Below are 22,698 nucleotides of genomic sequence, written 5' to 3' on the forward strand. Positions count from 1 at the left end.
AGCCACCAGCGTACGGCGCGCGCCTGTGACATCACCGAGGCGGCGCCGTACGGCGTCGCATTTGCCTTCAGGTCGAGATGACAATAAGATGGCAGCAGCACTTAGAGTCAGGATGACAAGAACATGGCTCCCGGAACCGATGAGACCCGCGTCGCGGTGTCGACCGTGATCTTCTCGCTGCGCGCGCGCCGGCCCGGGCTCGCGCCGTCGGTCGTCCTCCCGCTCGTGAAGCGCACCCGGGATCCCTTTGAGGGCCTGTGGGCGCTGCCGGGCGGATGGCTGGATATCTCCGAGGGGCTGGATGCCGCGGCATCCCGCACTCTAGGCGAGACCACCGGACTCGCCCCGAGCTACCTCGAGCAGCTGTATGCGTTCGGCGCGGTGGACCGCTCGCCGACCCGTGTCGTGTCGATCGTGTACTGGGCGCTGCTGCGACCCGAGGAGGTCTCCGACGTCGAGAACGTCGAGTGGTTCGACGCCGCCGACCTCCCCCGCCTGGCGTTCGACCACAACGAGATCGTCGACTACGCGCTGTGGCGCCTGCGCAACAAGGTCGGCTACAGCCGCATCGCGCACGGCCTGCTCGCCGACGAGTTCACCCTGGCCGAGCTCCGCGAGGTGTACGAGGCGATCCTCGACCGCAAGCTCGACCCGGCGAACTTCCGGCGCCAGGTCGACACGTCCGCAACCCTCATTCCCACCGACCGGTTCCGCACCGGCAGTCACCGACCCGCCCGCCTGTACCGCTACAACCGCGATGTGGAGCTCGCCGACCGCGGGCCCCTGTCGCGATCGCCCGAAACGAGTGTCCGATGACCACCCTCCTTCCCACCCCCGCGCTCCGCGAGCCCGTCGACCCCTCGGTCGATCACGAGATCCAGGCGATCGTGTCGGGGAGATCCACGACCGAGACCTGCGCGACCGACCTCGCCGCCGGCCCCTGGGACTTCGACGCCCGGCCCGGCTACGGACCCGGGTCGTCGATGGGCGATGTGATCCCCACCGGCGCGCCGCGCCAGGGCGAGCTCCCCCGCGAGTACCGCGAGGCCTCCGAGGCCGAGCTCGCCGACCGGATCCGGGCCGCCAAGGCCACCCTCGGCGACCGGGTCGTCGTGCTCGGCCACTTCTACCAGCGCGAAGAGGTGATCGCCCACGCCGACTACGTCGGCGACTCCTTCCAGCTCGCCAATGCCGCACTGGCGCACCCCCGCGCCGAGGCGATCGTCTTCTGCGGTGTGCACTTCATGGCAGAGACGGCCGACCTCCTCTCGCGGCCCGAGCAGGCCGTCATCCTGCCGAACCTCGCCGCAGGGTGCTCGATGGCCGACATGGCCGACATCGACCAGGTCGAGGAGTGCTGGGAGCAGCTCGCCGAGGTGTACGGCGATCTCGACACCCCCGACGAGGACGGGCTGGTCCCCGTCATCCCGGTCACCTACATGAACTCCTCCGCGGCGATCAAGGGGTTCGTCGGCCGCCACGGCGGGATCGTCTGCACCTCCTCCAACGCGCGCACCGTGCTGGAGTGGGCCTTCGCGCGCGGGCGCCGGGTGCTGTTCTTCCCCGACCAGCACCTCGGGCGCAACACCGCCAAGGCGATGGGCGTGCCGCTCGAGCAGATGCCGATGTGGAACCCGCGGAAGCCGCTGGGGGGCAGCACCGCCGACGAGCTCGCCGACGCCCGCGTCATCCTTTGGCACGGCTTCTGCTCGGTGCACCGTCGTTTCACCGTCGACCAGATCGACCGCGCGCGCGCCGAGCACCCGGGCGTCCGCGTCATCGTCCATCCCGAGTGTCCGATGGCGGTCGTCGACGCCGCCGACGAGGCCGGCTCGACCGACTACATCCGCAAGGCCATCCAGGCCGCGACCGAGCCGACCACGTTCGCCATCGGCACCGAGATCAACCTGGTGCAGCGGCTCGCCGCCGAGCATCCGCAGCACACCGTCTTCTGCCTCGATCCCGTGGTGTGCCCGTGCTCGACGATGTACCGCATCCACCCCGGGTACCTCGCGTGGGTGCTCGAAGGACTCGTCCGCGGCGAGGTGCAGAACCGGATCACGGTTCCCGCAGACGTCGCCGACCCCGCCCGGGTGGCACTCGAGCGGATGCTGGCGGCCAAGCCCTCATGAACGCCATCACCGCACCCACCCCACCCACCGTGCACGCCGTCGTCGTCGGCAGCGGGATCGCCGGCCTCACCGCCGCACTACACGCCGTGACACGCGGCTGCCGGGTGACCCTCGTCACCAAGGACGTCCTCGAGCACGCCAATACCCGCTACGCCCAGGGCGGCATCGCCGGGGTGATGTTCGACGACGACCGCGTCGAAGACCACATCCGCGACACGATCACCGCCGGGGCGGGTCTCAGCGAACCCGACGCCGTCCGCGTCCTCGCCGAGGAAGGCCCCGCGCGCATCCGCGATCTGATCGCGCTCGGCGTGGCGTTCGACCGAGCACCCGACGGCACCCTCGTGAAAGGGCTCGAGGCGGCCCACTCCTACCCGCGCATCCTCCACGCCGGGGGGGATGCCACGGGCACGGCGGTCGAGAAGGCGCTCGTCGCCCGGCTGCGCGAAAGCGGCGTGACGGTGATCGAGCACGCGTTCCTCGTCGACCTCGCGGTCGATGAGGGGCGGGTGCGGGGGGTGGAGCTGCTCGTCGGCGAGTCCGGAGACCGGACCGGTGAGCGCCGGACCCTCGCCGCCGACGCGGTGGTGCTCGCGACCGGAGGCGCGGGAGAGCTGTACTCCCACTCCACGAACCCGTCGGTGGCCACCGGCGACGGCATCGCCGCGGCGCTGCGCGCCGGCGCCGCCGTCGCCGACCTGGAGTTCGTCCAGTTCCATCCCACCGTCCTTCCCGAGGACGATCAGGGCGAGGCCTTCCTCGTCTCCGAGGCGGTGCGAGGAGAGGGCGCCACGCTCATCGACGATGCCGGGCGCCGCTTCGTCTTCGACGTCCATCCCGACGGAGAACTCGCTCCGCGCGATGTCGTCGCGGCAGCGATCGCGGATCGGATGGCCCGGCAGGGCGGGCGTCCCGCGAGGCTCGACGCCACGCACCTGCGGCCCACCCTCGCCGAGCGACGCGCGTTCCTGGCTCGGCGCTTCCCCACCATCGACGCCGCCGTGCACCGCCGAGGGTGGGACTGGGCGGCCGAGCCCGTGCCTGTCACACCTGCGGCGCACTACCTCATGGGGGGCGTCGTGACCGACCTCCACGGGCGCACCTCTCTCCCCGGTCTCTACGCCGTCGGCGAGGTGGCGCGCACCGGCGTCCACGGCGCGAACCGGCTGGCCTCGAACTCCCTGCTCGAGGGCGCGGTGTTCGGCGCACGGGCGGGTGACACGATCGCCGCGGACGCCGCGCGCGAGTGGCCGTCCGCGCCGGGCGTCGCTGCGAACGCCGCACCGGCCCTTCCGAGCGCCGTGGTCGCTCCTCCTCCCTTCGACCGCGCAGCCCTGCAGGATCTCCTCTGGACGCATGCGGGGCTCGTTCGCACGGAGCGGGGCCTCGCCGAGGCCGCAGCCGTCCTCCGCGCCTGGAGCTCTGCGGCCGCGCCCGCGTCGACCGAGCGGGAATACGAGGATGCGAACCTCCTCCTCGTCGGCGCGCACCTCGTCACGGCAGCACGCGCACGTCGGGAGTCCGTCGGGGCGCACGTCCGCGCTGACGCGACGACGTCGGCCGCCTCGGTTCCGGCCGAGCCGATGGCCCGGGCGGCATCATGCTGACGCCGGCCTCGATCGACCGTGTCGTCGCCGCGGCCCTTTCCGAAGACGCACCGTGGGGCGATCTGACCAGCACCGCGTTCATCCCCGAGGCGGCGACGGCGCGCGCCGAGCTCATCGCCCGCGAAGCCGGTGTCGCCAGCGGCCTCTCCGTCTTCGCCACGGCCTTCCGGCTCACCGACCCCGTCATCACGGTGACCACTCAGGTGGAGGACGGGGCCCGCTTCGAGCCCGGTGCCGTGCTCGCCGTCGTCGAGGGGCCTGCCCGCGGAATCCTCACGGCCGAGCGGGTCGCGTTGAATCTGACGCAGCGGATGTCGGGGATCGCCACCCTGACCGCGCGGTACGTCTCGGAGGTCGCGCACACACGGGCCCGGATCGCAGACACCCGGAAGACCACGCCGGGCCTGCGCGCGCTCGAGCGCCAGGCGGTCCGCGACGGCGGCGGATACAACCACCGCTTCTCGCTGTCGGACGCGGTGATGGTCAAGGACAACCATCTGGCCGTCCTGACCGCGGGCGGCGCGTCGGTCACCGAAGCCCTCCGCACCCCGATGGCGAGCCTCCCCCACACCACCCATGTCGAGGTCGAGGTCGACCGCCTCGATCAGATCGAACCCGTGCTCGCCGCGCGCGTGAACACGATCATGCTCGACAACTTCTCCCTGGATGATCTCCGTCGCGGGGTCGAGATCGTCGCCGGACGCGCCATCGTCGAGGCGTCGGGCGGGGTGTCGCTCCAGACGGTGGGCGCCATCGCCGAGACCGGGGTCGACGTCATCTCGGTGGGAGCCCTCACGCATTCGGCCCGCGCGCTGGATCTGGGGCTGGACATCCGGGTCTCGACCGCCGAAACGACCTGACGGAGCGCCCGATGTCACTGCTCTACCTCGACAACGCAGCGACCACCCCGGTGCGCCCGGAGGTCCTCGAGGCCATGGCGCCCTACCTCACCCGGTGGTTCGGAAACCCGTCGAGCCACCACACCGTCGGCGAGGCGGCCGCCGACGCCCTCGAAGATGCCCGCGCGCGCGTCGCACGCGTCGTGGGGATGCGGCCCGGCGACATCGTCTTCACCTCGGGCGGCACCGAGGCCGACAACCTCGCGGTGAAGGGGATCGCCATCGCGGGCCAGCAGCATCGCGACGCACGACACGTGGTGACCGCGCCCATCGAGCACGAGGCCATCCTGGAGTCGGTGGATTACCTCCGGCGCATCCACGGCTTCGCGGTGACCATGCTTCCCGTCGACCACGACGGCCGGATCGACCCCGCGGAGGTCTCCCGCGCTCTCCGGAATGACACGGCGCTCGTCGCCATCGGCTACGCCAACAACGAAGTGGGCACGGTGCAGGACGTCACGGCGATCGCCGCCGTGACCGGCGCGCGACGCATCCCCCTTCATCTCGATGCAGTGCAGGCCGCGGGGTGGCTGCCCCTCGCCGGTACCGGCGCCGACAGTCTCGCGATCGCCGGCCACAAGCTCGGCGCGCCCAAGGGAACCGGAGTCCTCGCCGTACGTGGCCGTGTCCCCCTCGAACCGCTGTTCCACGGCGGTGGTCAGGAGAGAGGGCGGCGCAGCGGCACCGAGGACGTCGCGGGCGCGGTGGCGCTCGCGACGGCGCTCGACCTCGCCGAGGCCGAGCGGGCCACGAGCAGCGCCCGGGTGAGTGCCACGCGGGATCGCTTCATCTCAGCTGTGCGCACCCGGGTGCCCGAGGCCCGCCTCACGGGCCACCCCGCTGAGCGGCTTCCCGGGACCGCGAGCTTCGTGTTCCCGGGCACCTCCGGGGAAGCGATCCTGCTCGAGCTCGAGCGCCGGGGCGTGGTGTCCTCCAGCGGATCGGCGTGTGCGGCAGGCAGCGACGAACCCTCGCACGTGCTGCTCGCGATGGGGTACGCACCCGAGGTCGCGCAGACCGCCGTGCGGTTCAGCTTCTCCCCCCGCTCCGACGTGGAGGCCGACGGGCTGGCCGACCACGTCGCAGCAGCCGTCCGGGCGGTACGATCGGCCCCGTGACATCCGCCCTCACCGTCATCGTCCCAGGCTTCGACGTCGGGCCCTGGGTGGGCGAGGCGCTGGCATCACTGCAGTCCCAGACGTTCCGTCAGTGGCGCGCCGTCCTCGTCGACGACGCCTCCACCGACGACACCCTCGCGATCTTCACGCGCGCCGCCGCGGAGGACGAGCGGTTCTCGGTCATCCGCCACCCCGAACGGCGGGGCCTCGCCGCCGCGCGCAACACCGGACTCGACGCGGTCGACACCCCCTACCTGGCCTTTCTCGACGGCGACGATCGATTCACCCCCACCGCCCTCGAGCGCCTCGTCACCGTCCTCGACGACACCGGCAGCGACTTCGTCGTCGGCGCCTACGTGCGGCTCCGGGCCGACGAGACCGGGGCCTATGCCGCAGGACCGGTTCAGCCCTGGGTCGCTGCCGCGACCGACCCGGAGCGTCGACGCACCTCCCTCGAAGAGCATCCCGCGGCATCCGGCAACATCGTCGCCTGGTCCAAGGTCAGCAGGCACGATTTCTGGCAGCGCACGGGCCTGCGCTTTCCCGAAGGGCGACTATACGAAGACCAGATCCTCGCCCAACGGATGTACGGGGCCGCGCGGTCGTTCGATGTCATCCCCGACGTCGTCGTGGAGTGGCGCGAACGCGCGGACGGGTCCTCCATCACCCAGCACACGGAGGCCCTGCCGGTGCTGCGCGACTATCTCGACGGACTCCGCGGCGGTCTGGAGATCCTCGATGCCGCGGGGCTCCCGGCCGCTGTGCGCGCGCGGATCGAGCTCATCCTGACCCTGGACCTCCCGCCCCTGATCACCGTCGCGCGATCGCATCATGACGACGCCTACCGGCGGGCGCTGGGAGCCTTCGTCCGCGACCTGCAGGGGCGGGGTCTGGACCGGGCCGTCACGCCGGAGATGTCGGCCGCCGCCCTCTGGTGAGACCGCTGCGCTCTGGTGAGATCAGGGAAGAGGGCGGTCGGGGAGGACGACGGCGGGCTCGGCGAGAAGGCGAGCGACCTCTTCGCGATCGCGTCGCAGTTCGGCGTCGATCTGCCGATCCCCCGCCTCGTCCGGCGCACGATCGGCTCGGCGGTCCGGGAGATCGGCGGGCTCGTCGCCCGCCTCCGCCTCGAGCACGCGCGTCGTCGCCAGCTGCTGCGCGGCGAGCTCCGCGTAGAGTCCTCCCTCGGCCACGAGCTCGCTGTGCGTCCCCGACTCCACGATCCGACCGGCCTCGATCACGTGGATGACGTCGGCGGCGATCACCGTCGACAGGCGGTGGGCGATCGAGAGGGTCGTGCGCCCCCGAGCGGCGGCGTCCAGCGCCTCCTGCACGACCCGCTCCGAAACGGTGTCGAGGGCCGAGGTCGCCTCGTCCAGAAGCAGGACGGGCGGGTCCTTCAGCAGCACCCGCGCGATGGCGATGCGCTGCTTCTCACCGCCCGAGAGCCGGTATCCGCGCTCCCCGACCACGGTGTCGTATCCGCGCTCGAAGCCGGCGATGACGTGGTGGATGTTGGCGGCCCGGCACGCCGCTTCCAGTTCGTCGTCGGTCGCGTCGGGCTTTGCGTACCGGAGGTTCTGCCGGATCGTCGCGTGGAAGAGATACGTCTCCTGGGAGACGATCCCGATGCGGTCGATGATCGACTCCTGGGTGAGACGGCGCACGTCCTCTCCGGCGAAGAGCACGGCGCCGTCGCTGACCTCGTAGAGACGAGGAGTGAGGTAGAGCACGGTGGTCTTCCCTGCCCCCGACGGACCGACGAACGCCACATGCTGTCCGGGCTCGGCCACGAAGGAGATCCCTGCCAGGGTGGGCCGGGTCTCGGGCGCGGCGTCGGGGTAGCGGAACACCACGTCGCGGAACTCGATCCGCCCCTCCGGCCCCGGCGCATCGGCGACGTCGATCGCATCGGGAGCGTCGCTGATGGCGGGGGTGAGGTCGAGATACTCGAAGATGCGGGCGAAGAGCGCCGCAGAGGTCTGCAGATCCAGGGCCACGCGCATGAGACCCATGAGCGGCATGAGCAGTCGCGCCTGCACCGTCGTGAAGGCCACGATCGTCCCCGCGGTGATCGCGTCCGCACCGCCGGTGACCAGGACCCCCGCGACCAGGTAGATGAGGGCGGGCACGCTGGACATGAGCACCTGCACGACGGCGAAGAACCCCTGACCGCTCATCGCGCGGCGGACCTGCAGCCGCACCTGGTTGACGTTCTCGTCGGCGTAGCGCGCCGACTCGGTGCGCTGCCGGTTGAAGGACTTCGACAGCAGGATGCCCGAGACGCTCAGTGTCTCCTGCGTGATGGAGGTCAGTTCCGACAGCGACTCCTGGGTCTCGCCGGCGATCCGCGCGCGCACCTGCCCCACACGCCGCTGCACGATGACGAGGAACGGCATCATGATGACGGCGATGATCGTGAGCCGCCAGTCGATGATGATCATCGCGACGAGCGATGCGATGACGGTGACGACGTTGCCGAGGATGCTGGTGACGGTGTTCGTGAGCACTCCGGACACGCCGCCGACGTCGTTCTGCAGGCGGGACTGGATGACCCCGGTCTTGGTCCGGGTGAAGAACGCGAGTTCCATCGCCTGGAGGTGGTCGAACAGGCGCACCCGCAGGTCGCCGGTGACCCGGTTGCCGACCGTCGAGGTCAGCCACGTCTGGACGACCCCGAGCACGGCGGAGAGGAGGAACAGCCCGATCATGATCGCGACGAGCCGGGCGAGGAGCGGGATGTCGGGGGATCCGCCCCCGACGGGGAACAGGGCGTCGTCGAAGATCCGCTGCACCAGCAGCGGAGGGATCACCGCGACACCGGCACCGACGATGACGAGGATGCCGGTGAGCGTGATCCTGCCGAGGTACGGTCGGAAGAGCGCGACGACCCGGCGACCCAGGTTCGGGATCTTCGGCGCCTCGGCGTTCAGCCGGCGCTGGGCCTCGATGTCGACGGGCCGGAAGCCGCCGGAGGCTCCCCCGCCGCCACCACCTCCGCGCATGCTCACCTTCGCCAGCCTACTGACGCCCACCCCCACCGGCTCGGTAGGGTGAGAGGCATGAGCGAGACCACGCCGGAACAGCCCGCCCGCGACGGGGAGGACCTCGCCGAGATCCGCGCCGAGATCGACGAGCTGAAGGCCGTGCCGGAGGAGGAGCTGGTCTCGCCGACCCCCGCGGGCCTCCTCGCCGCCGAGCCGGAGCCCGAGCCCACGGATCCGATCGGGTCGGCGGACGACGACGACATGGAGCCGACCGCCGAGCACTGACAGGCCGGCTCCGACCGATTCACCTCCGACGGGAATGCCCTGTCGGAGGTGGCGGTTAGCTTCAGACAGTCCTCACGGATGACGCGTGCCCGCGCCATCCGTCACCTTCGCCTTGTTCCGCTCGTCCCGAGGAGCCCCGTGGCAGCCACCGACACCGTTCCCACCGCCGGCGCCGTTCGCGACTCCGCGCCGCCCGCGACGCTCAGCCCGCTCGAGAGCCGCATCATCTGGCTGCTGCTGGCGGCCGCGTTCGTCGCGATCCTGAACGAGACCACGATGGGCATCGCGATCCCACGTCTGATCGTCGACCTCGGCATCACCGCCGTCGCCGCGCAGTGGCTGACGACCGCCTTCATGCTGACGATGGCCGTCGTCATTCCCATCACCGGCTTCCTCCTCCGCCGATTCACCACCCGACAGATGTTCATCGCCGCGATGAGCCTGTTCTCGGTCGGTACGCTCATCGCCTTCCTGTCCCCCGGCTTCCCGATGCTCCTGGTCGCGCGCGTCGTGCAGGCATCGGGAACGGCCATCATGATGCCGCTGCTCATGACGACGATCATGAACGTCGTCCCGCCGCAGTCCCGCGGGCGCATGATGGGCCGGGTCAGCATCGTCATCTCGCTCGCCCCGGCCATCGGCCCGTCGCTGTCGGGCTTCCTCATCGACACCGTCGGCTGGCGCTGGAACTTCGGCGTCGTCCTCCCGATCGCCCTGGTCGCCCTCGCCGTCGGCGCGATCTGGATCCGCAACCTCGGCGAGACCACGCGCGCGCCGATCGACGTGCTCTCCGTGATCCTCTCCGCCCTCGGCTTCGGCGGCCTGGTCTACGGCCTGAGCCAGATCGGGGGCGCCGCGCAGGCCCACGGCGGCACCGCCGCCGAAGCGGCGACGGCGTCCGCCACCGCGACCGTCTCGCTCATCGTGGCGTTCTCGGTCGGCGTGGTCGCGCTGGCGCTCTTCGCGTGGCGGCAGATCCGGCTGCAGCGCAGCGACGACGCCCTCCTCGATCTGCGGGTGTTCACCTTCCGCAACTTCAGCTTCGCCACCGGTCATATGACGCTTCTTTCGGCGGCGTTCTTCGGCATCATCACCGTGCTGCCGCTCTACGCGCAGAACGTGGTCGGGCTCGATCCGTTCATGTCGGGACTCATCGTCCTCCCGGGCGCCCTGGCGATGGGTCTGGCCGGACCCATCGTGGGGCGCATCTACGACCGGTACGGCACCCGCGTGCTCCTCGTCCCCGGCACCATCATCGCCGTCGGCATGCTGTGGGTCTTCACGACATTCACCGCGACGACGCCGATCTGGGCCATCGCTGTGGGGCAGACCGCGCTGTCGATCGGACTGGCGCTGTCGTTCACTCCGCTCTTCACCGCATCGCTGGCCTCCCTCGACCGGAAGTACTACTCCTACGGCTCTGCCGTCGTCGGGACCGTGCAGCAGGTCGCCGGAGCCGCCGGCATCGCCCTGTTCATCACGGTGATGTCCAGCGTCCAGTCCGCCGCGGAGGCGGCCGGGGCCTCCGACGCGGGCGCGCAGGGCGCACACGCAGCCTTCCTTCTCGCCGCGATCGTGTCGCTGCCATTGCTTTTCAGCGCATTCCTGGTGCGCAAGCCCGCCGACGAAGGACTGCCGCTGCCGGCCGGCCACTGAGTCGTAGCCGTCGAGGGCGTCCGGGGCAAGCCCGGGCGCCGAGGCGGTGGACCGACCTAGCGTGGGGCACCCCACGAAAGGAAGTGTCATGGCCGATCTGAACGGCAAGACCGTCGCGTTCCTCCTCACCGACGGCTACGAGGACAGCGAGTTGACCAGTCCCTGGCAGGCGGTGACCGACGCCGGCGCGCGGGCGCAGCTGGTCTCCCCCGCATCGGGGAGCGTGACCGGCAAGAAGGGACACGAGCAGGCGGTCGACGTGTCGGTCTCCGATGCCGACGCGGCGTCCTACGACGCGCTCGTGTTGCCCGGGGGCGTCGTCAACGCCGATCACCTGCGGATGGATGACGCGTCGGTGGCCTTCGCACGCGACTTCTTCTCCCAGCACAAGCCGGTCGGCGTCATCTGCCACGGCGCCTGGATCCTCATCGAAGCGGGCGCGGTGGACGGCCGAACCCTCACGAGCTACCCGAGCCTGAAGACCGACCTGACCAATGCCGGGGCCGAATGGGTGGACGAGGAGGTCGTCGTCGATCAGGGCTTGGTATCGAGCCGGACACCGGATGACCTGCCGGCTTTCAACGCCAAGGTGGTCGAGGAGATCGCCGAGGGGAAGCACGCCGGCCAGACGATCTGACCGGCGTCGCGGGGGTGGTGAGGCGGGGCCTGAGCGGTCAGACGCCGCAGGCGCTGCCCCCGCAGCACGATCCGGCTGCGGCCGGCGCACCCAGAAGGTTCTCGCCCGGGACGAGGGGCTTGGCGTCCTCGACGGTCTGCGCGGCGGGGATCTCGGTGGCGGAGGTCTGAGCAGTCATTCCACCATGCTAATCCGATCCCCCGCGCGCGGACGCTCGGCTCAGTCGATGGGACCCTGACAGACCGGGCAGTACTGGGCTGCACCCTTCGACCCCGGCACATCCTCCACGATGCCCCCGCAGACCGGACAGGCCTCGCCCGTCCGCCCGTGCACTCTCATCGACGCGGCTTTGGCCTGCTTCAGGCGGGGCAGGGGAATGCTGCGTCGTGCGCGCACCGCCTCGGACAGCTCGTCGCGGATCGCCTCGAACAGCACCTCGCGCTCGGTGTCGTCGAGGGCGGCCGCATGCGTCGTCGGGGCGATCCTCGCGCGATGCAGGATCTCGTCGGAGTAGGCGTTGCCGATACCGGAGATGCTCTCCTGCTCCTGCAGGAGAGCTTTGAGCTGCTTGCGCCGACCGAGGGTGATCCGGTCAAAGTCGGCCCGCGTGTACGTCGGTGACATCGGGTCGGGTCCGAGTTTCTTCACCGCCGGCACGTCCTGGGGGTGATCGACGAGCGACAGGGCGAGGGAGAGCCACTCGCCGGCGTCGGTGAACTCCAGTGCGGTGTCGTCATCGAGGTCGAGCGTGGCGATCACCGCGGCCGGAGGTGACGAGGAATCAGGCAGCCCGACGGTCTCGTCGTCGCCGCCCTCCCCCTCGACCCGATGTCGGACCCACCCAGCACGACCGAGGGTGACGACGAGGTCTCCTCGATCGGTGTCGATGTCGAGGTGCTTGCCGAAGCGCGTGACGCCGGTGATCGTCGCGCCGATGAGTCCCTCTGCCGGCCGGTCCCGCGTCTTCCACGAGCGGAACTCACCCACGTCCACGCCGATGATCCGGCGATGGGTCACCGCGTCGTCGAGAACGTCGGCGAGAACCTGCACTTCGGGCGACTCGGGCATGCGGTCATCCTTTCATCGACGGCCGCGATGCGGCATCCGCGTGTCTAGAATCGCCGCATGGCGACCGCGACGATCTGGTGCCGGAGCAGGAGTGCGGGCGCCGTCTGCACCCGTCCCACCGGTCACCCGGGTCTTCACAACCGAGTCGGCACAGGGCGGATGTGGACGAACGCGCAGGCCGACGCGCCGCGCTGTGCGGGGAGCGGCCGGAGGGCGTCCGCCGTGCCGTCTCTGCCGGGCGGATTCCCCAGCGGCAGAGCGGTGTGTCCTGTCTGCTGGGATTTCGTCGCGATCGAGGGCGGTGCGCTCGGTGAGCACGACGCGTACACCGGGCCGACGGACGACCGCGACGCCGCACACCGTGCCGCATGGTTCAACACGTACGGCTGGTGCGACGGGGCCGCTGAGTCGTCGATCTAGAACTCCTCGCCCCAGTGCAACCCCTCACCCGACTCGGAGGCGACCCGCATCACGGGTCGCTGCTCGCGCGTCAGGGACTGCAGCTGCGCCACGACGTCAGGTGCCGACAGCTCCGCCCCCGACAGCGGGGCGTCCTTCACCACGATCTGACTGGCAGGCCCCACCAGGAACGTCGCCCCGACCGTGGAGCCGTCGGGCTCTCGGACCGGGATCTCCACGATGTGTGCCGCGTGGGCAGCGCCGAGGGATTCGCTGTATTCGAGGAGGGCTGTGGCGAGGTCATCCCCCGTCAGGAACTCGCTCCCGGCGTAGACGATGACTTTCATGCCTCCTGTCTACTCCGGGGCCTCCGCCCGAGGGGGCCCCTTGCAAACCCGGCGTCGGCGCGGTACTCGTGCCGGCAACGGAATCGTCCGGCTCAGGCGCCGGGGTCGATGTCCTGCTCGGGATCGACGCTCTGACCGGTCGGCGTGCGGAAGTGCGTCGGCAGCAGCGGCGGCTCTCCGCTCTCGGGTGCACTGCCGTCCTCCGGCTCGATGAAGACATCCGGCTCGGATTCATCGCTGCGCGAATGGTTCCCGCGCTGGAACGGCCGGTCATCGTCGCGAGGCGGAGGGACGGGAAGGAACGGATCAGCCATGGACATGAGCCGAGTGTGCCAGCCGGGCGGCATCCACGGGTGGGATCCCGCTGGGAATCGGCGATCTCGCCCCCACGCGCTGCACAGCGGGTAGCGTGCCGAGAATGGCCTCCGATGATCTGATCGCCCTCGCGGCCGAGGACTTCGTCTCGCTCACCACCTTCCGGCGCAACGGCGTCGGCGTGCCGACCACCGTCTGGGTGGCCCGTGACGGAGACCGTCTCGTGGTCACCACGGGCGCCGACAGTGGAAAGGTGAAGCGGATCCGCAACAATCCTGCGGTGACTCTGCGCCGCAGCGATCGCGCCGGCAAGGTCGCCCCCGACGCTGTGGTCGTGCAGGCGACCGCGACGATCCAGCGCGACCCGGACGAGATCGAGCGGTGCACCGCCCTCTTCCATGCCAAGTACGGTCTTCAGGCCCGCCTGATTCTCGGGTTCGGGCGGGTGCTGAGTCGCGATCGGACGACTCGCGTCATGCTCCATCTCGACGGCTGAGTCGCCGCTGATCAGTCCCAGTCGAGATACTCCTCGATGAACAGCGCCGTCTCGATCGGATGCGACATCGGGAAGAGATGATCGCCCGAGACCGTGCGGACCGTCGCCCGGTCGGCAGCCGACGCCTGGAGACGCTCACCGTTCCCGGGCGGGGTCTCCTGGTCGTCGGTGCCCTGGATGATCAGGATCGGGATGCCGGGTGCCAGCGGAAGATCGGTGTCCTCCGCGCCGAGGAGCAGCAGCCCGTCGACCCGCGCGGTGTGCTCAGCCGCCACCGCCCGGGCGACGGTGCCTCCGGGGCCGTGTCCACCGACCCAGGTGTCGTCCAGACCCACGTGGTCGAGGACGGCCATGACGTCCGCCACGCGCTCGGCGACGCTCGCGTCACCGCCGGCGGGCTCATCGATGCGGAGGATGCGGAACCCGGCCTCCTCGGCCAGGTAGTGCGCGATGGCGCCCAGTGCGTCACCCTCGAGGCTGTGCTCGGGGATCAGGACGAGCGAGACCGGCCCTTCGCCCTCGTCGATGAACGGGATGACGCGCGCGTCGCGCGTGACGCTCTGCAGGTCGGGCATCGGGATCCTCTCGATTCGGGGCGGTGGGCGCTCAGCGCCGGACAATGCCTCGAGGAGCCTACCCGGTGGCGCTTCAGGCCTCGGGCAGGTCTGCCCGGGCGAGGACCGACCGATCCTCCGCGCGCACCTCCAGACGCACGGCCTCGGTGCGCATCACGGCGGCGTTGAGGCGACACTCGATCGGCACCTGTGAGCCCAGCATCGCCCCCGCGGAGTACTCCACGCCTGACTCGTCGATCAGGACGACCTCGTAGGTCGCGCCGACGTCGAGCCCCGTGGCCTCGACGACCGTCTCGGTCCCCCACGTGTGCGCCACGAGGTCGGCCTCGATCTCGACATCGTCGGGAACGCCGTCGAGAACGACCGGTTCGATTGCGCCGAGCGTACCCGGCGGTCCCGATGGCGTGGTCATCGCCGGGTCGGGCCAGGAGAGCCCGATGGCCACGCCGACGGCCAGACACGCCGCAGCGGCGATCGGAGCGATCCATCGGCGCGAGCGACGGGTGGGCGTCGCCGTCACCGTCGATCCCGCCGCGGGCGACTCGTTCTCGGCGTCGACGGCACGCAGGACGCGGTCACCGAGTGCGTCGATATCCCGCGGCGGTGTCCATGTGACATCCCCTTCGCGGAGCCGCCCCGACAGCGTGGCCAACTCGCGGAACTCGTCCTCGACGTCGGGGCGACGTCGCCGCAGCGCCTCCCACTCCTCGGCTTCGCCCGCGGTCAGTTCACCGGCGAGCGCTGCCGCCATCAGTTCGGCGATGCGGTCATCGGGGGTGCGCATCATTCCTCCTCCGTTTCCTGCAGATGTCTCCGAAGGGCCCGGAGCCCATGGAACGCCCGCGTCCGCCAGGTGGCGACGGGGATGCCGGTAGCGTCTGCGAGCTCTTGATAGCTGCGCCCCTCGACGTGCACCGCCACGACGACCGTGCGGTGCGCGTCACTGAGCGCCGCCAGGCCTTCGATGATGCGAAGCCTCTCCAGGGGGTCGATCGCGTCCGCCATCCGTGTCTCGAGCTCTGCGTCGTCGCCGATGCGCGGAAGCCGGGCACGGGCGCGCAGCGCGTCCACGACGACGTTGCGGGCGATCGCGAACAGCCACGTGCGCTCCGTCGCCCGGGCGGCGTCGAAGCGGTCACGGGAACGCCAGGCGCGCAGGAACGTCTCCTGCACGCAGTCCTCGGCGAGCGGACGGTCCCGGAGGGCGTTGACGGCGTACCCCAGGAGCGCGCTGCCGTTCTCGGCGAAGGCCCGTCGTACATCGAAGCCCTCCGCTGGGCGCGGGTCCGAGGTCATCCTCTCCCCCTCGCCCCGTCGTGCGGTGATTCCCACCCCATCTCCTCACAGGCTAATGATCGCCGAGGGGCCGGGACGGCCGCGCGATCACCAGGTGGTACCGCCCGCGGCGTCCATTCGTTCATCGAGCAGGAAATCTCCTCGCCGATGAACGCACGGCCGTTCGGCCTCGTAGACCCCGACAAGGGATGCGACCGGCGCGTCCAGATCGGAAGGTTCGAGGAAATGACGAAGAAGACATCCGCCCGTCTCGTGACGCTCGGTGCGCTGGCCGGCGTTGCCGCCCTCACCGTCGCGATGCCCGCCCACGCCGAGACCGCGGTCGAGGAGCCCGACACATTCACCAGCGCCTTCACGGTCATGGCGACGCCGGATCAGGTCATCAACAACGACGGCGTCGCCGCGCCCGGCCAGGAGGGCGCAACGGGGACGTTCACGTTCCGCATCAATTCCGAGCTGGAGATCATCTGCTACGACATCCGGTTGGAGGGTGTCAGCGGCGACTACCAGAGCCCGGCCAAGACGGCTACCCACATCCATGAGGCAGGGGCGGGTCAGCCGGGGCCGCCGCGGATCGCGTTCCCCAACCCTGAGCCGGTGGGCGACGGACCGCGCACCTCGTCGGGATGCCTCCAGGGACCGTTCACGACGGGCGTCGAGGTCGACGGCGTCGACACCGGCGACGGCTTCTCCCTCGCTGAGATCGAGGCCGACCCCGCCGGATTCACCGGCGACTCCCACACCGTCGACTACCCGGCGGGTGTCGTCCGCGGACAGCTCTCGGCCATCCCCGTCGGCGGGGTGGACACCGGTGCCGGAGGAACCGCCGACGCCGGCATCTCGCCCCTCGGTGTCGGCGGGGCCGCCCTGGCCGTCGCCGGTCTCGGGCTCGGAGCGGCGGTCGTCGTGACCCGTCGTCGGCAGGCCGCCACTCGGTGACCTTCCTGCGATCGGCCGCGCGGCGTCCATTCCGCAGAGAATGGGCGCTGCGCGGCGCGCTTGCAGCCGCGCTGGTGCTGGCGGTCGGCAGCACCGCGGCGTGCGCGACGCAGGGGACGACGGCCACGCCATCGTCCGCCTCGACGACGGCGCGTCCGTCGGTGTCGCCGCCCCCCGCCACGCCGGCGACGCCGCCGTCGTCCGAACCGGAAGCGGGGCCTCATCCCCCGGCGCGGGTCTCGGTACCGTCGATCGGCCTCGACGAGTCACTGATCGATCTCGGCCTGAATGCCGACGGCTCGATGCAGGTACCGACCGACTTCGACGAGGTCGGGTGGTTCACCGGCGGCGGTCGCCCGGGAGGAGCCGGTCCGGTGGTGATCGCCGGGCATGTCGACTCGCCGACCGGTCCCGCCGTGTTCCTGCGTCTCCGCGAGGTGCAGGTCGGTGACCTCATCGAGGTCGTGGACACGGCCGGCACGGCGCACGCGTACGTGGTGACGGAGACGGCGGACTATCCGAAGTCGTCGTTCCCGACCGCGGCGGTGTTCGGAGCGGTCACCTCTGACGAGCTCCGACTCATCACCTGCGGCGGTGTGTTCGACCAGGCGGCCGGGTCGTACCTGGACAACCGGGTCGTCTACGCCGTCCGCGCGGGGTGACGGATTCTCGCGATCCCTCAGGGAACGGAGACCCATCCCGCCTCGTGCAGTCTCGAGAAGCCGTCGATCATGAGGTCCAGCGCGAAGCTGAATTCCGCATCCTCGTCGCATGCCGAGCCCGCGTGCGGAGCGGTCGTCGCCATCCGCACGATCGCCGGGTAGGACACCGCGAACTGCGCCATCGCCTGCGCCCGCAGACCCGGGTCGGCCGGGATCGTCGGAGTAGGCAGGACATCGCGCGTGATCCCCCACATCCGCGTGCTCAACGCATGCATGGCGTGATGCACGAGGTCCGCGGAGAGCCCTCCGTCGAACATGATCGCCATGAGCGAGTCCATGTAGGCCAGGACGGTCGGGCTCGCCGCCGTCCGCGACTCTATCGCTGCCTGCGCCCATCGATGCCGGCCCATCACCGCGCGTGCCGACCGGATGCGGGCGCGCAGCGCGTCCTGCCAGGAGAGTCCGTCGGCCGGCACGTCGATGCTCGCCACCAGTCGATCGAGCATGCCGTCGACGAGCTCCTCACGGTTCGCGACGTGCTTGTACAGGGCCATCGCCGTGACCCCGAGCGCATCCGCGACCCGCCGCATGCTGGTCGCTTCGAGGCCGACCTCATCAGCGGAAGCCACGGCGGCATCCAGCACCCGCTCGCGATCGAGTGTCCGGCGAGGCACGGGAATTGACATGTGTACAGCGTATACCTAAGGTGGGAGCGCGTCGGTTTACGGCGTATACCTTCCCGAATCAGGACGATCATGACCCCTCGCTCCCGCACATACGCGCGCACCGCCGGCATCCTCTACCTCGTCACCCACGTCACGTCGGTGACCGCAGTCGCGGCGTACGCGTCGAACGCACTGGTCGTCGGCGTCGCGCTCGAACTGATCCTCGCGCTCGGATGCGTGGGCACGGGAATCCTCCTGTGGCTGCTGCTGCGCCCGTTCGGACCTGCCCGCGCGGCGACGTTCGCCGGACTGCGGGCGCTGGAGGCCGCGGTCATCGCTGCGGGAACACTCCCCATGCTCGCTCTGGTGCACCTGACCGCACCCGGGCCGAACACCGAAGCCCTCCTGGCCCTGCACTCCGCGGCCTTCCTGGTCGGACAGGGGCTGGTGATCAGCGTGAACACCGTCATCCTGGGCTGGCTGCTTCTCGATGCCGGCGTCGTCCCCCGCTTTCTCGCGGTGCTCGGCATCGCCGGTGGGGTGCTGGTCGGGCTGAGCAACACCGCACAGCTGTTCAGCCTGATTCCGCAGGGCGGAACGATCGCGGCGATCTGCGCACTGCCGGTCTTCGCGTTCGAGGTCTGGTTGGCCGTCCACCTCATCGCGGTGGGCCTGCGGCCGCGGCGCGATCAGTTGTTGAAACGGAACTCCACGACGTCGCCGTCCTGCATGACGTAGTCCTTGCCCTCGAGGCGCGCCTTGCCCTTCGCGCGGGCTTCGGCGACGGAGCCGAGGGCGACGAGGTCGTCGAAGGAGATCACTTCGGCCTTGATGAAGCCCTTCTCGAAGTCGGTGTGGATGACGCCGGCAGCCTGGGGCGCCTTCCAGCCCTTGCCGATCGTCCAGGCGCGAGCCTCCTTCGGCCCCGCGGTGAGGTAGGTCTGAAGGCCCAGGGTGGCGAAGCCGATGCGGGCGAGCTGGTCGAGTCCCGATTCGGTCTGCCCGGTGGAGGCCAGCAGCTCAGCGGCATCCTCGGGGTCGAGATCGATCAGCTCCGACTCGATCTTCGCGTCGAGGAAGACCGCCTGCGCCGGGGCCACCAGGGCGGCGAGCTCGGCCTTGCGTGCCTCATCGGTGAGGACGGCCTCGTCGACGTTGAAGACGAAGATGAACGGCTTGGCCGTGAGAAGGCCCAATTCCCTGATCGGTGACAGGTCGAGTCCCGAGGCCGACAGCAGCACACCCTTCTGCAGCGCGTCCTGGGCGGCGACGGCGGTCTCGAGCACGGCGGGGTCGAGCTTCTTGCCCTTGACCTCCTTCTCGTACCGGGTGATGGCCTTCTCCAGCGTCTGGAGGTCGGCGAGCTGCAGCTCGGCGTTGATCGTCTCCATGTCGCCCGCGGGGTTCACCGCTCCGTCGACGTGCACCACGTCATCGTCGGCGAATCCGCGCACGACCTGGGCGATGGCGTCGGCCTCGCGGATGTTGGCCAGGAACTGGTTGCCCAGGCCCTCCCCCTCGCTGGCGCCACGGACGATGCCGGCGATGTCGACGAACGACACCGCAGCGGGCACCACGCGCTCGCTGTGGAAGACCTCGGCGAGGGCGGTCAGGCGCGGATCGGGCAGGTTCACCACCCCGACGTTCGGCTCGATCGTCGCGAACGGGTAGTTCGCTGCGAGCACCTGGTTCTTGGTGAGGGCGTTGAAGAGCGTCGACTTGCCGACGTTGGGAAGACCGACGATTCCGATGGTGAGAGCCACGGGCATCCAGCCTACCGGCGGAGCGCGGCGTCGCCGACGCGGTCAACGGCGCAGGACTGCGCGGAAGGCCTCGGTGCGGTAGGGAAGCTCGACGATGCCGTTCTCAGCGCGTTCGTCGAACAGTGCGCCGACCTCGTCGAGGATCCTCCGACGCGCGGTCTCCTCGGCGGTGATGACGTAGCTGCGTGATGCGGCCATATCGATGAACGCCTCCCGGGTGAGGGGCCGATGCCACTCCCAGACGCGGGTCTCGAACGCTTCGAACGGCGGATGCGGCGTCGGACCGCCCTCCGCGATGAGCTGTTCCGCCGAGGACCCGTGCATGATCCCGGTGAGATCGTGCACCCAGGCGACGCGTTCGTCGCGGACGTTCCAGACGAGTCCCAGGACGCCGCCCTCCCGCAGCACCCGGCCCGCTTCGACGGCGCCGGCCACCGGATCGACCCAGTGCCAGGCCTGGCCGCCGACGACGGCGTCGACCGACGCGTCGGACAGCGGCATCCGCTCGGCTGTTCCGACGAAGGCGGGGGTTCCCCGAACCCGTCGGCGCAGTTCCGCCAGCATGTCGGCGTCGGGGTCGACCGCGACGACCTCCGCTTCGAGCTCGCGGAGGACTCTGGTGAGCTTGCCCGTTCCCGCGCCCACGTCGGCGACGCGCGGACGCCGACCGGGTGCGGCGACGGGCTCGAGGAGCCACGCGACCGCGTCCGCGGGGTAGTCGGGGCGGCCGCTCTCGTACCGGGCGGCCTCGCGTCCGAATGACGTGGACATCTCCTCACGGCTGGCCATGCCCCGAGCCTACGCCGACGCGATCCGACGAATTCCGGCGCGCCTCGGACACCGGCGGCCGGGCGACGGAGAGGGTGAAGCCGTGCCCCTGGACTTCACCGCGATCGATTTCGAAACGGCGAACTCCAGTAGCGCTTCGGCGTGTGCGGTCGGCCTCGCGCGGGTGCGCGCCGGAGAGGTCGTCGCCACCGCGGGGTGGCTCATCCGCCCGCCCGCCGGCCACGACCACTTCTTCGACATCAACATGCGCATCCACGGCATCCGCCCGGAAGACGTCGCCCACGCCCCCAGCTGGTCCGAGCAGCTCGGCGATCTCGCCGGATTCGCCGGCGGCGACGTCCTCGTGGCGCACAACGCCGGCTTCGACATGGCCGTGCTCACCCGCGCGTGCGAGGCGACCGGCGACGAGTGCCCGCCCTACCGATACGCCTGCAGCCTCCAGGTGGCGCGCAAGGTGTACCAGCTGCCGTCGTATCGACTGCCCTTCGTCGCCGCTGAGGCGGGATTCGCCGAGTTCGCCCATCACAACGCCGTGGCCGATGCCCTCGCGTGTGCGCACGTGATGATCGACGCCGCGCGACGGGTCGCCGCCGACGATATCGACGACCTGGCGGCATGGACCGGTGTCCGGGTCTCGCAGATCGCCGTCGCCGACGCACCGGCGCCGCGGCGTTCGTTGTCGTTCGGAGCCGTCGCCTAGGCCGCAGACCTCGCGCGTCGCGCAGGCGATGTCCGACCCCTCCGGCAGGGTGAGGTCATGGACGCGCTCCTTGTTCCCTTCCTCGTCACCGTGAGCCTTCTCGCCGGGGCCCTCGCCGGCTGGACGCTCGCAGCGGTGCGCGCGCACTCCCGCACGGTTGCGGTCCGCGAGCGCCTGGCGGCCGCCGAAGCCTCGAAGGCGGCGACCGAGGCACAGCTCGCCGAGCAGCTTCGGCTCTACCGGGACTTCGTCGCGCAGTCCCGTGCCGAGCAGGCCACCCGAGAGGAACGGGAGCGCCGCGAGCAGGCGGTCCTTCGGGCCCTCGCCCCGGTCGCCGAGACCCTTCAGACGATGCAGCATCGCGTCGGCGAGATCGAACGTGAGCGGCAGGAGCAGTTCGGCAGTCTCGCCGAGCAGCTCCGGCGTGCACAGCAGTCCGACGAGGCCCTGCGCGCCACGACCGAGTCGCTCGCGTCGGCCCTGCGGTCGGGAACCACGCGTGGGGTGTGGGGCGAGACCCAGCTCCGTCGGGTCGTCGAAGCTGCCGGACTCACACGGCACGTCGACTTCGATCTGCAGAGCGCGGTGAGATCGGATGCCGGTGGCGGGCGTCCCGACATGGTGATCCGACTTCCCGGCGACAAGGCGATCCCGGTGGACGCGAAGGTTCCGCTGGACGCCTACCTCGAGGCCTCCGCGATCCCCGACGGGGCCTCCGGAGAGCCGGCGGTGCGCCGGCGCGCACTCCGCGACAAGCACGTCAGAGCGGTGCGGGCGCACGTGGACGCCCTCTCGAAGAAGGCCTACTGGGCGGGGCTCGGCTCGAGCCCCGAATTCGTCATCTGCTTCATGCCGAGCGAGTCGCTTCTGGCCGCGGCGCTCGAGGACGATCCGTCACTCCCGGACTACGCCTTCGGCCGGCGCGTGGCGATCGCGTCGCCGGTGAACCTCTGGGCTGTGCTGAAGACGGTGGCCTACACCTGGACGCAGCAGGACGTCTCGGCCGACGCCCGCGTGCTGTTCGACCTGGGCACCCAGCTGTACGACCGCCTCGGCACGCTCGCCGGTCACGCCGACGACCTGCGCCGGGCTCTGGAGCGCACCCTCGACGCCTACAACGGCCTGGTCGGATCGCTCGAGTCGCGCGTCCTGGTGACCGCGAGGAAGTTCCCGGGCATCGACGAGACGAAGATCGACGCACTGCGCGCCCCCGCGGCCATCGATTCCGGGCCTCGTCGCTTCACCGCGCCCGAACTCCTCGATGGGATCGACACGACCTCCACGGCATCGGATGACGAGGCGCCTGGCGTGACGGCCGACATCGGCGTCCTCCGAGATCGACTCGGGCCGGATCGCCGCTGAA

27 protein-coding genes are annotated in these 22,698 nt (G+C 70.5%); 16 read left to right on the forward strand and 11 right to left on the reverse strand.

Annotation, left to right across the window (positions count from 1 at the left end; all coding sequences use genetic code 11):
- The first annotated feature begins 123 nt into the window (after positions 1-123).
- From HDC37_RS10790 to HDC37_RS10815, 6 genes are read left to right on the forward strand one after another with little or no spacing between them, the layout of a single operon-like run.
- Entirely contained in the window at positions 124-816 is a 693-nt protein-coding gene (locus HDC37_RS10790) for an NUDIX domain-containing protein (protein WP_179560389.1), read from the forward strand.
- Positions 813-2,132, forward strand: a complete 1,320-nt coding sequence (gene nadA / locus HDC37_RS10795; RefSeq protein WP_179560390.1) for a quinolinate synthase NadA — start codon at positions 813-815, stop codon at positions 2,130-2,132. The genes HDC37_RS10790 and nadA overlap by 4 nt, the downstream gene beginning before the upstream one ends.
- Positions 2,129-3,739 (forward strand): L-aspartate oxidase, encoded by a 1,611-nt coding sequence (gene nadB, locus HDC37_RS10800; RefSeq protein WP_179560391.1) that lies wholly within the window; start codon positions 2,129-2,131, stop codon positions 3,737-3,739. The genes nadA and nadB overlap by 4 nt, the downstream gene beginning before the upstream one ends.
- Positions 3,733-4,599 carry a carboxylating nicotinate-nucleotide diphosphorylase gene (gene nadC, locus HDC37_RS10805; RefSeq protein ID WP_179560392.1) on the forward strand — a complete coding sequence of 289 codons (867 nt, stop codon included), beginning with the start codon at positions 3,733-3,735 and terminating at the stop codon, positions 4,597-4,599. Before nadB ends, nadC begins: the two co-directional genes overlap by 7 nt.
- Before the next feature lie 17 nt (positions 4,600-4,616).
- Positions 4,617-5,756, forward strand: a complete 1,140-nt coding sequence (locus tag HDC37_RS10810) for a cysteine desulfurase family protein (protein ID WP_179560535.1) — start codon at positions 4,617-4,619, stop codon at positions 5,754-5,756.
- A complete protein-coding gene (locus HDC37_RS10815) occupies positions 5,753-6,694 on the forward strand; it encodes a glycosyltransferase family 2 protein (RefSeq protein WP_179560393.1) in 942 nt (313 codons plus the stop codon). The genes HDC37_RS10810 and HDC37_RS10815 overlap by 4 nt, the downstream gene beginning before the upstream one ends.
- Positions 6,695-6,715: 21 nt before the next feature.
- Here the strand turns inward: HDC37_RS10815 and HDC37_RS10820 are convergent, their stop codons facing one another.
- Positions 6,716-8,761, reverse strand: a complete 2,046-nt coding sequence (locus tag HDC37_RS10820; protein WP_179560536.1) for an ABC transporter ATP-binding protein — start codon at positions 8,759-8,761, stop codon at positions 6,716-6,718.
- A 57-nt stretch (positions 8,762-8,818) separates the two neighbouring features.
- Here HDC37_RS10820 and HDC37_RS10825 point away from each other — a divergent pair, with 57 nt between their 5' ends.
- From HDC37_RS10825 to HDC37_RS10835, 3 genes are all read left to right on the forward strand, one after another.
- Entirely contained in the window at positions 8,819-9,028 is a 210-nt protein-coding gene (locus HDC37_RS10825; protein WP_179560394.1) for a hypothetical protein, read from the forward strand.
- Positions 9,029-9,166: 138 nt separating this feature from the next.
- Entirely contained in the window at positions 9,167-10,684 is a 1,518-nt protein-coding gene (locus HDC37_RS10830) for an MDR family MFS transporter (RefSeq protein WP_308472179.1), read from the forward strand.
- Between the two features lie 88 nt (positions 10,685-10,772).
- Positions 10,773-11,321 (forward strand): type 1 glutamine amidotransferase domain-containing protein, encoded by a 549-nt coding sequence (locus tag HDC37_RS10835; RefSeq protein WP_179560396.1) that lies wholly within the window; start codon positions 10,773-10,775, stop codon positions 11,319-11,321.
- A 37-nt stretch (positions 11,322-11,358) separates the two neighbouring features.
- On the opposite strand, the gene HDC37_RS10840 is transcribed toward HDC37_RS10835, so the two are convergent.
- Both HDC37_RS10840 and HDC37_RS10845 read right to left on the reverse strand, forming a co-directional pair.
- Positions 11,359-11,499, reverse strand: coding sequence for a hypothetical protein (locus HDC37_RS10840; RefSeq protein ID WP_179560397.1), 141 nt, complete (start codon positions 11,497-11,499; stop codon positions 11,359-11,361).
- A gap of 41 nt (positions 11,500-11,540) precedes the next feature.
- Complete coding sequence (locus HDC37_RS10845; RefSeq protein WP_179560398.1) at positions 11,541-12,389, reverse strand: Fpg/Nei family DNA glycosylase; 849 nt, start codon at positions 12,387-12,389, stop codon at positions 11,541-11,543.
- A 57-nt stretch (positions 12,390-12,446) separates the two neighbouring features.
- Between HDC37_RS10845 and HDC37_RS10850 the strand changes: the two genes are divergently transcribed.
- Positions 12,447-12,809, forward strand: coding sequence for a hypothetical protein (locus tag HDC37_RS10850; RefSeq protein WP_179560399.1), 363 nt, complete (start codon positions 12,447-12,449; stop codon positions 12,807-12,809).
- Here the strand turns inward: HDC37_RS10850 and HDC37_RS10855 are convergent.
- Together HDC37_RS10855 and HDC37_RS10860 are read right to left on the reverse strand one after the other, a co-directional pair.
- On the reverse strand, positions 12,806-13,135 hold the full coding sequence (locus HDC37_RS10855; protein ID WP_179560400.1) for a hypothetical protein: 330 nt from the start codon (positions 13,133-13,135) through the stop codon (positions 12,806-12,808). The genes HDC37_RS10850 and HDC37_RS10855 overlap by 4 nt on opposite strands.
- A gap of 92 nt (positions 13,136-13,227) precedes the next feature.
- Complete coding sequence (locus HDC37_RS10860) at positions 13,228-13,455, reverse strand: hypothetical protein (protein ID WP_179560401.1); 228 nt, start codon at positions 13,453-13,455, stop codon at positions 13,228-13,230.
- A 98-nt stretch (positions 13,456-13,553) separates the two neighbouring features.
- Here HDC37_RS10860 and HDC37_RS10865 point away from each other — a divergent pair, with 98 nt between their 5' ends.
- Entirely contained in the window at positions 13,554-13,946 is a 393-nt protein-coding gene (locus HDC37_RS10865) for a PPOX class F420-dependent oxidoreductase (RefSeq protein ID WP_179560402.1), read from the forward strand.
- An 11-nt stretch (positions 13,947-13,957) separates the two neighbouring features.
- Here the strand turns inward: HDC37_RS10865 and HDC37_RS10870 are convergent, their stop codons facing one another.
- The 3 genes from HDC37_RS10870 to HDC37_RS10880 form a co-directional block, all read right to left on the reverse strand.
- Positions 13,958-14,521 (reverse strand): alpha/beta fold hydrolase, encoded by a 564-nt coding sequence (locus tag HDC37_RS10870; RefSeq protein ID WP_179560403.1) that lies wholly within the window; start codon positions 14,519-14,521, stop codon positions 13,958-13,960.
- A gap of 73 nt (positions 14,522-14,594) precedes the next feature.
- Positions 14,595-15,305, reverse strand: a complete 711-nt coding sequence (locus HDC37_RS10875; RefSeq protein ID WP_218869582.1) for a hypothetical protein — start codon at positions 15,303-15,305, stop codon at positions 14,595-14,597.
- The gene (locus tag HDC37_RS10880) at positions 15,305-15,817 is read right to left on the reverse strand and encodes a sigma-70 family RNA polymerase sigma factor (RefSeq protein ID WP_179560405.1); all 513 of its coding nucleotides are present in this window, start codon (positions 15,815-15,817) and stop codon (positions 15,305-15,307) included. The genes HDC37_RS10875 and HDC37_RS10880 overlap by 1 nt, the downstream gene beginning before the upstream one ends.
- Positions 15,818-16,042: 225 nt before the next feature.
- On the opposite strand from HDC37_RS10880, the gene HDC37_RS10885 reads away from it, so the two are divergent.
- Positions 16,043-16,756, forward strand: coding sequence for a CHRD domain-containing protein (locus tag HDC37_RS10885; protein WP_179560406.1), 714 nt, complete (start codon positions 16,043-16,045; stop codon positions 16,754-16,756).
- Positions 16,753-17,418, forward strand: a complete 666-nt coding sequence (locus HDC37_RS10890; RefSeq protein WP_308472180.1) for a class F sortase — start codon at positions 16,753-16,755, stop codon at positions 17,416-17,418. Before HDC37_RS10885 ends, HDC37_RS10890 begins: the two co-directional genes overlap by 4 nt.
- Positions 17,419-17,435: 17 nt before the next feature.
- On the opposite strand, the gene HDC37_RS10895 is transcribed toward HDC37_RS10890, so the two are convergent.
- Positions 17,436-18,104 carry a TetR/AcrR family transcriptional regulator C-terminal domain-containing protein gene (locus HDC37_RS10895; RefSeq protein WP_179560407.1) on the reverse strand — a complete coding sequence of 223 codons (669 nt, stop codon included), beginning with the start codon at positions 18,102-18,104 and terminating at the stop codon, positions 17,436-17,438.
- 69 nt (positions 18,105-18,173) lie between these two features.
- Here HDC37_RS10895 and HDC37_RS10900 point away from each other — a divergent pair, with 69 nt between their 5' ends.
- On the forward strand, positions 18,174-18,821 hold the full coding sequence (locus HDC37_RS10900) for a DUF4386 domain-containing protein (RefSeq protein WP_179560408.1): 648 nt from the start codon (positions 18,174-18,176) through the stop codon (positions 18,819-18,821).
- Here the strand turns inward: HDC37_RS10900 and ychF are convergent.
- Together ychF and HDC37_RS10910 are read right to left on the reverse strand one after the other, a co-directional pair.
- Entirely contained in the window at positions 18,773-19,846 is a 1,074-nt protein-coding gene (ychF, locus tag HDC37_RS10905; RefSeq protein WP_179560409.1) for a redox-regulated ATPase YchF, read from the reverse strand. The genes HDC37_RS10900 and ychF overlap by 49 nt on opposite strands.
- 42 nt (positions 19,847-19,888) lie before the next feature.
- Positions 19,889-20,635: a class I SAM-dependent methyltransferase gene (locus tag HDC37_RS10910; protein ID WP_179560410.1), complete on the reverse strand. Its 747-nt coding sequence runs from the start codon at positions 20,633-20,635 to the stop codon at positions 19,889-19,891.
- A gap of 82 nt (positions 20,636-20,717) precedes the next feature.
- On the opposite strand from HDC37_RS10910, the gene HDC37_RS10915 reads away from it, so the two are divergent.
- A complete protein-coding gene (locus tag HDC37_RS10915) occupies positions 20,718-21,335 on the forward strand; it encodes an exonuclease domain-containing protein (protein WP_179560411.1) in 618 nt (205 codons plus the stop codon).
- A gap of 57 nt (positions 21,336-21,392) precedes the next feature.
- Positions 21,393-22,697 carry a DNA recombination protein RmuC gene (locus HDC37_RS10920; protein WP_179560412.1) on the forward strand — a complete coding sequence of 435 codons (1,305 nt, stop codon included), beginning with the start codon at positions 21,393-21,395 and terminating at the stop codon, positions 22,695-22,697.
- The last annotated feature ends 1 nt before the right edge of the window (position 22,698 follow it).

This window comes from Microbacterium sp. AK009 (assembly GCF_013410955.1).
GTDB lineage: Bacteria > Actinomycetota > Actinomycetes > Actinomycetales > Microbacteriaceae > Microbacterium.

What these genes read in the sequence shown, in the direction of transcription:
- HDC37_RS10850 (WP_179560399.1), top strand. Translation starts at nt 12,447, where the DNA reads ATGGCGACCGCGACGATCTGGTGCCGGAGCAGGAGTGCGGGCGCCGTC.
- HDC37_RS10865 (WP_179560402.1), top strand. Translation starts at nt 13,554, where the DNA reads ATGGCCTCCGATGATCTGATCGCCCTCGCGGCCGAGGACTTCGTCTCG.
- HDC37_RS10820 (WP_179560536.1), bottom strand. Translation starts at nt 8,761, where the DNA reads ATGCGCGGAGGTGGTGGCGGCGGGGGAGCCTCCGGCGGCTTCCGGCCC.
- HDC37_RS10835 (WP_179560396.1), top strand. Translation starts at nt 10,773, where the DNA reads ATGGCCGATCTGAACGGCAAGACCGTCGCGTTCCTCCTCACCGACGGC.
- HDC37_RS10840 (WP_179560397.1), bottom strand. Translation starts at nt 11,499, where the DNA reads ATGACTGCTCAGACCTCCGCCACCGAGATCCCCGCCGCGCAGACCGTC.
- HDC37_RS10920 (WP_179560412.1), top strand. Translation starts at nt 21,393, where the DNA reads ATGGACGCGCTCCTTGTTCCCTTCCTCGTCACCGTGAGCCTTCTCGCC.
- HDC37_RS10880 (WP_179560405.1), bottom strand. Translation starts at nt 15,817, where the DNA reads ATGACCTCGGACCCGCGCCCAGCGGAGGGCTTCGATGTACGACGGGCC.
- HDC37_RS10885 (WP_179560406.1), top strand. Translation starts at nt 16,043, where the DNA reads ATGACGAAGAAGACATCCGCCCGTCTCGTGACGCTCGGTGCGCTGGCC.
- nadC (WP_179560392.1), top strand. Translation starts at nt 3,733, where the DNA reads ATGCTGACGCCGGCCTCGATCGACCGTGTCGTCGCCGCGGCCCTTTCC.
- HDC37_RS10875 (WP_218869582.1), bottom strand. Translation starts at nt 15,305, where the DNA reads ATGCGCACCCCCGATGACCGCATCGCCGAACTGATGGCGGCAGCGCTC.
- HDC37_RS10855 (WP_179560400.1), bottom strand. Translation starts at nt 13,135, where the DNA reads ATGAAAGTCATCGTCTACGCCGGGAGCGAGTTCCTGACGGGGGATGAC.
- HDC37_RS10825 (WP_179560394.1), top strand. Translation starts at nt 8,819, where the DNA reads ATGAGCGAGACCACGCCGGAACAGCCCGCCCGCGACGGGGAGGACCTC.
- HDC37_RS10895 (WP_179560407.1), bottom strand. Translation starts at nt 18,104, where the DNA reads ATGTCAATTCCCGTGCCTCGCCGGACACTCGATCGCGAGCGGGTGCTG.
- HDC37_RS10845 (WP_179560398.1), bottom strand. Translation starts at nt 12,389, where the DNA reads ATGCCCGAGTCGCCCGAAGTGCAGGTTCTCGCCGACGTTCTCGACGAC.
- HDC37_RS10910 (WP_179560410.1), bottom strand. Translation starts at nt 20,635, where the DNA reads ATGGCCAGCCGTGAGGAGATGTCCACGTCATTCGGACGCGAGGCCGCC.
- nadA (WP_179560390.1), top strand. Translation starts at nt 813, where the DNA reads ATGACCACCCTCCTTCCCACCCCCGCGCTCCGCGAGCCCGTCGACCCC.
- HDC37_RS10870 (WP_179560403.1), bottom strand. Translation starts at nt 14,521, where the DNA reads ATGCCCGACCTGCAGAGCGTCACGCGCGACGCGCGCGTCATCCCGTTC.
- HDC37_RS10900 (WP_179560408.1), top strand. Translation starts at nt 18,174, where the DNA reads ATGACCCCTCGCTCCCGCACATACGCGCGCACCGCCGGCATCCTCTAC.
- nadB (WP_179560391.1), top strand. Translation starts at nt 2,129, where the DNA reads ATGAACGCCATCACCGCACCCACCCCACCCACCGTGCACGCCGTCGTC.
- HDC37_RS10790 (WP_179560389.1), top strand. Translation starts at nt 124, where the DNA reads ATGGCTCCCGGAACCGATGAGACCCGCGTCGCGGTGTCGACCGTGATC.
- HDC37_RS10860 (WP_179560401.1), bottom strand. Translation starts at nt 13,455, where the DNA reads ATGTCCATGGCTGATCCGTTCCTTCCCGTCCCTCCGCCTCGCGACGAT.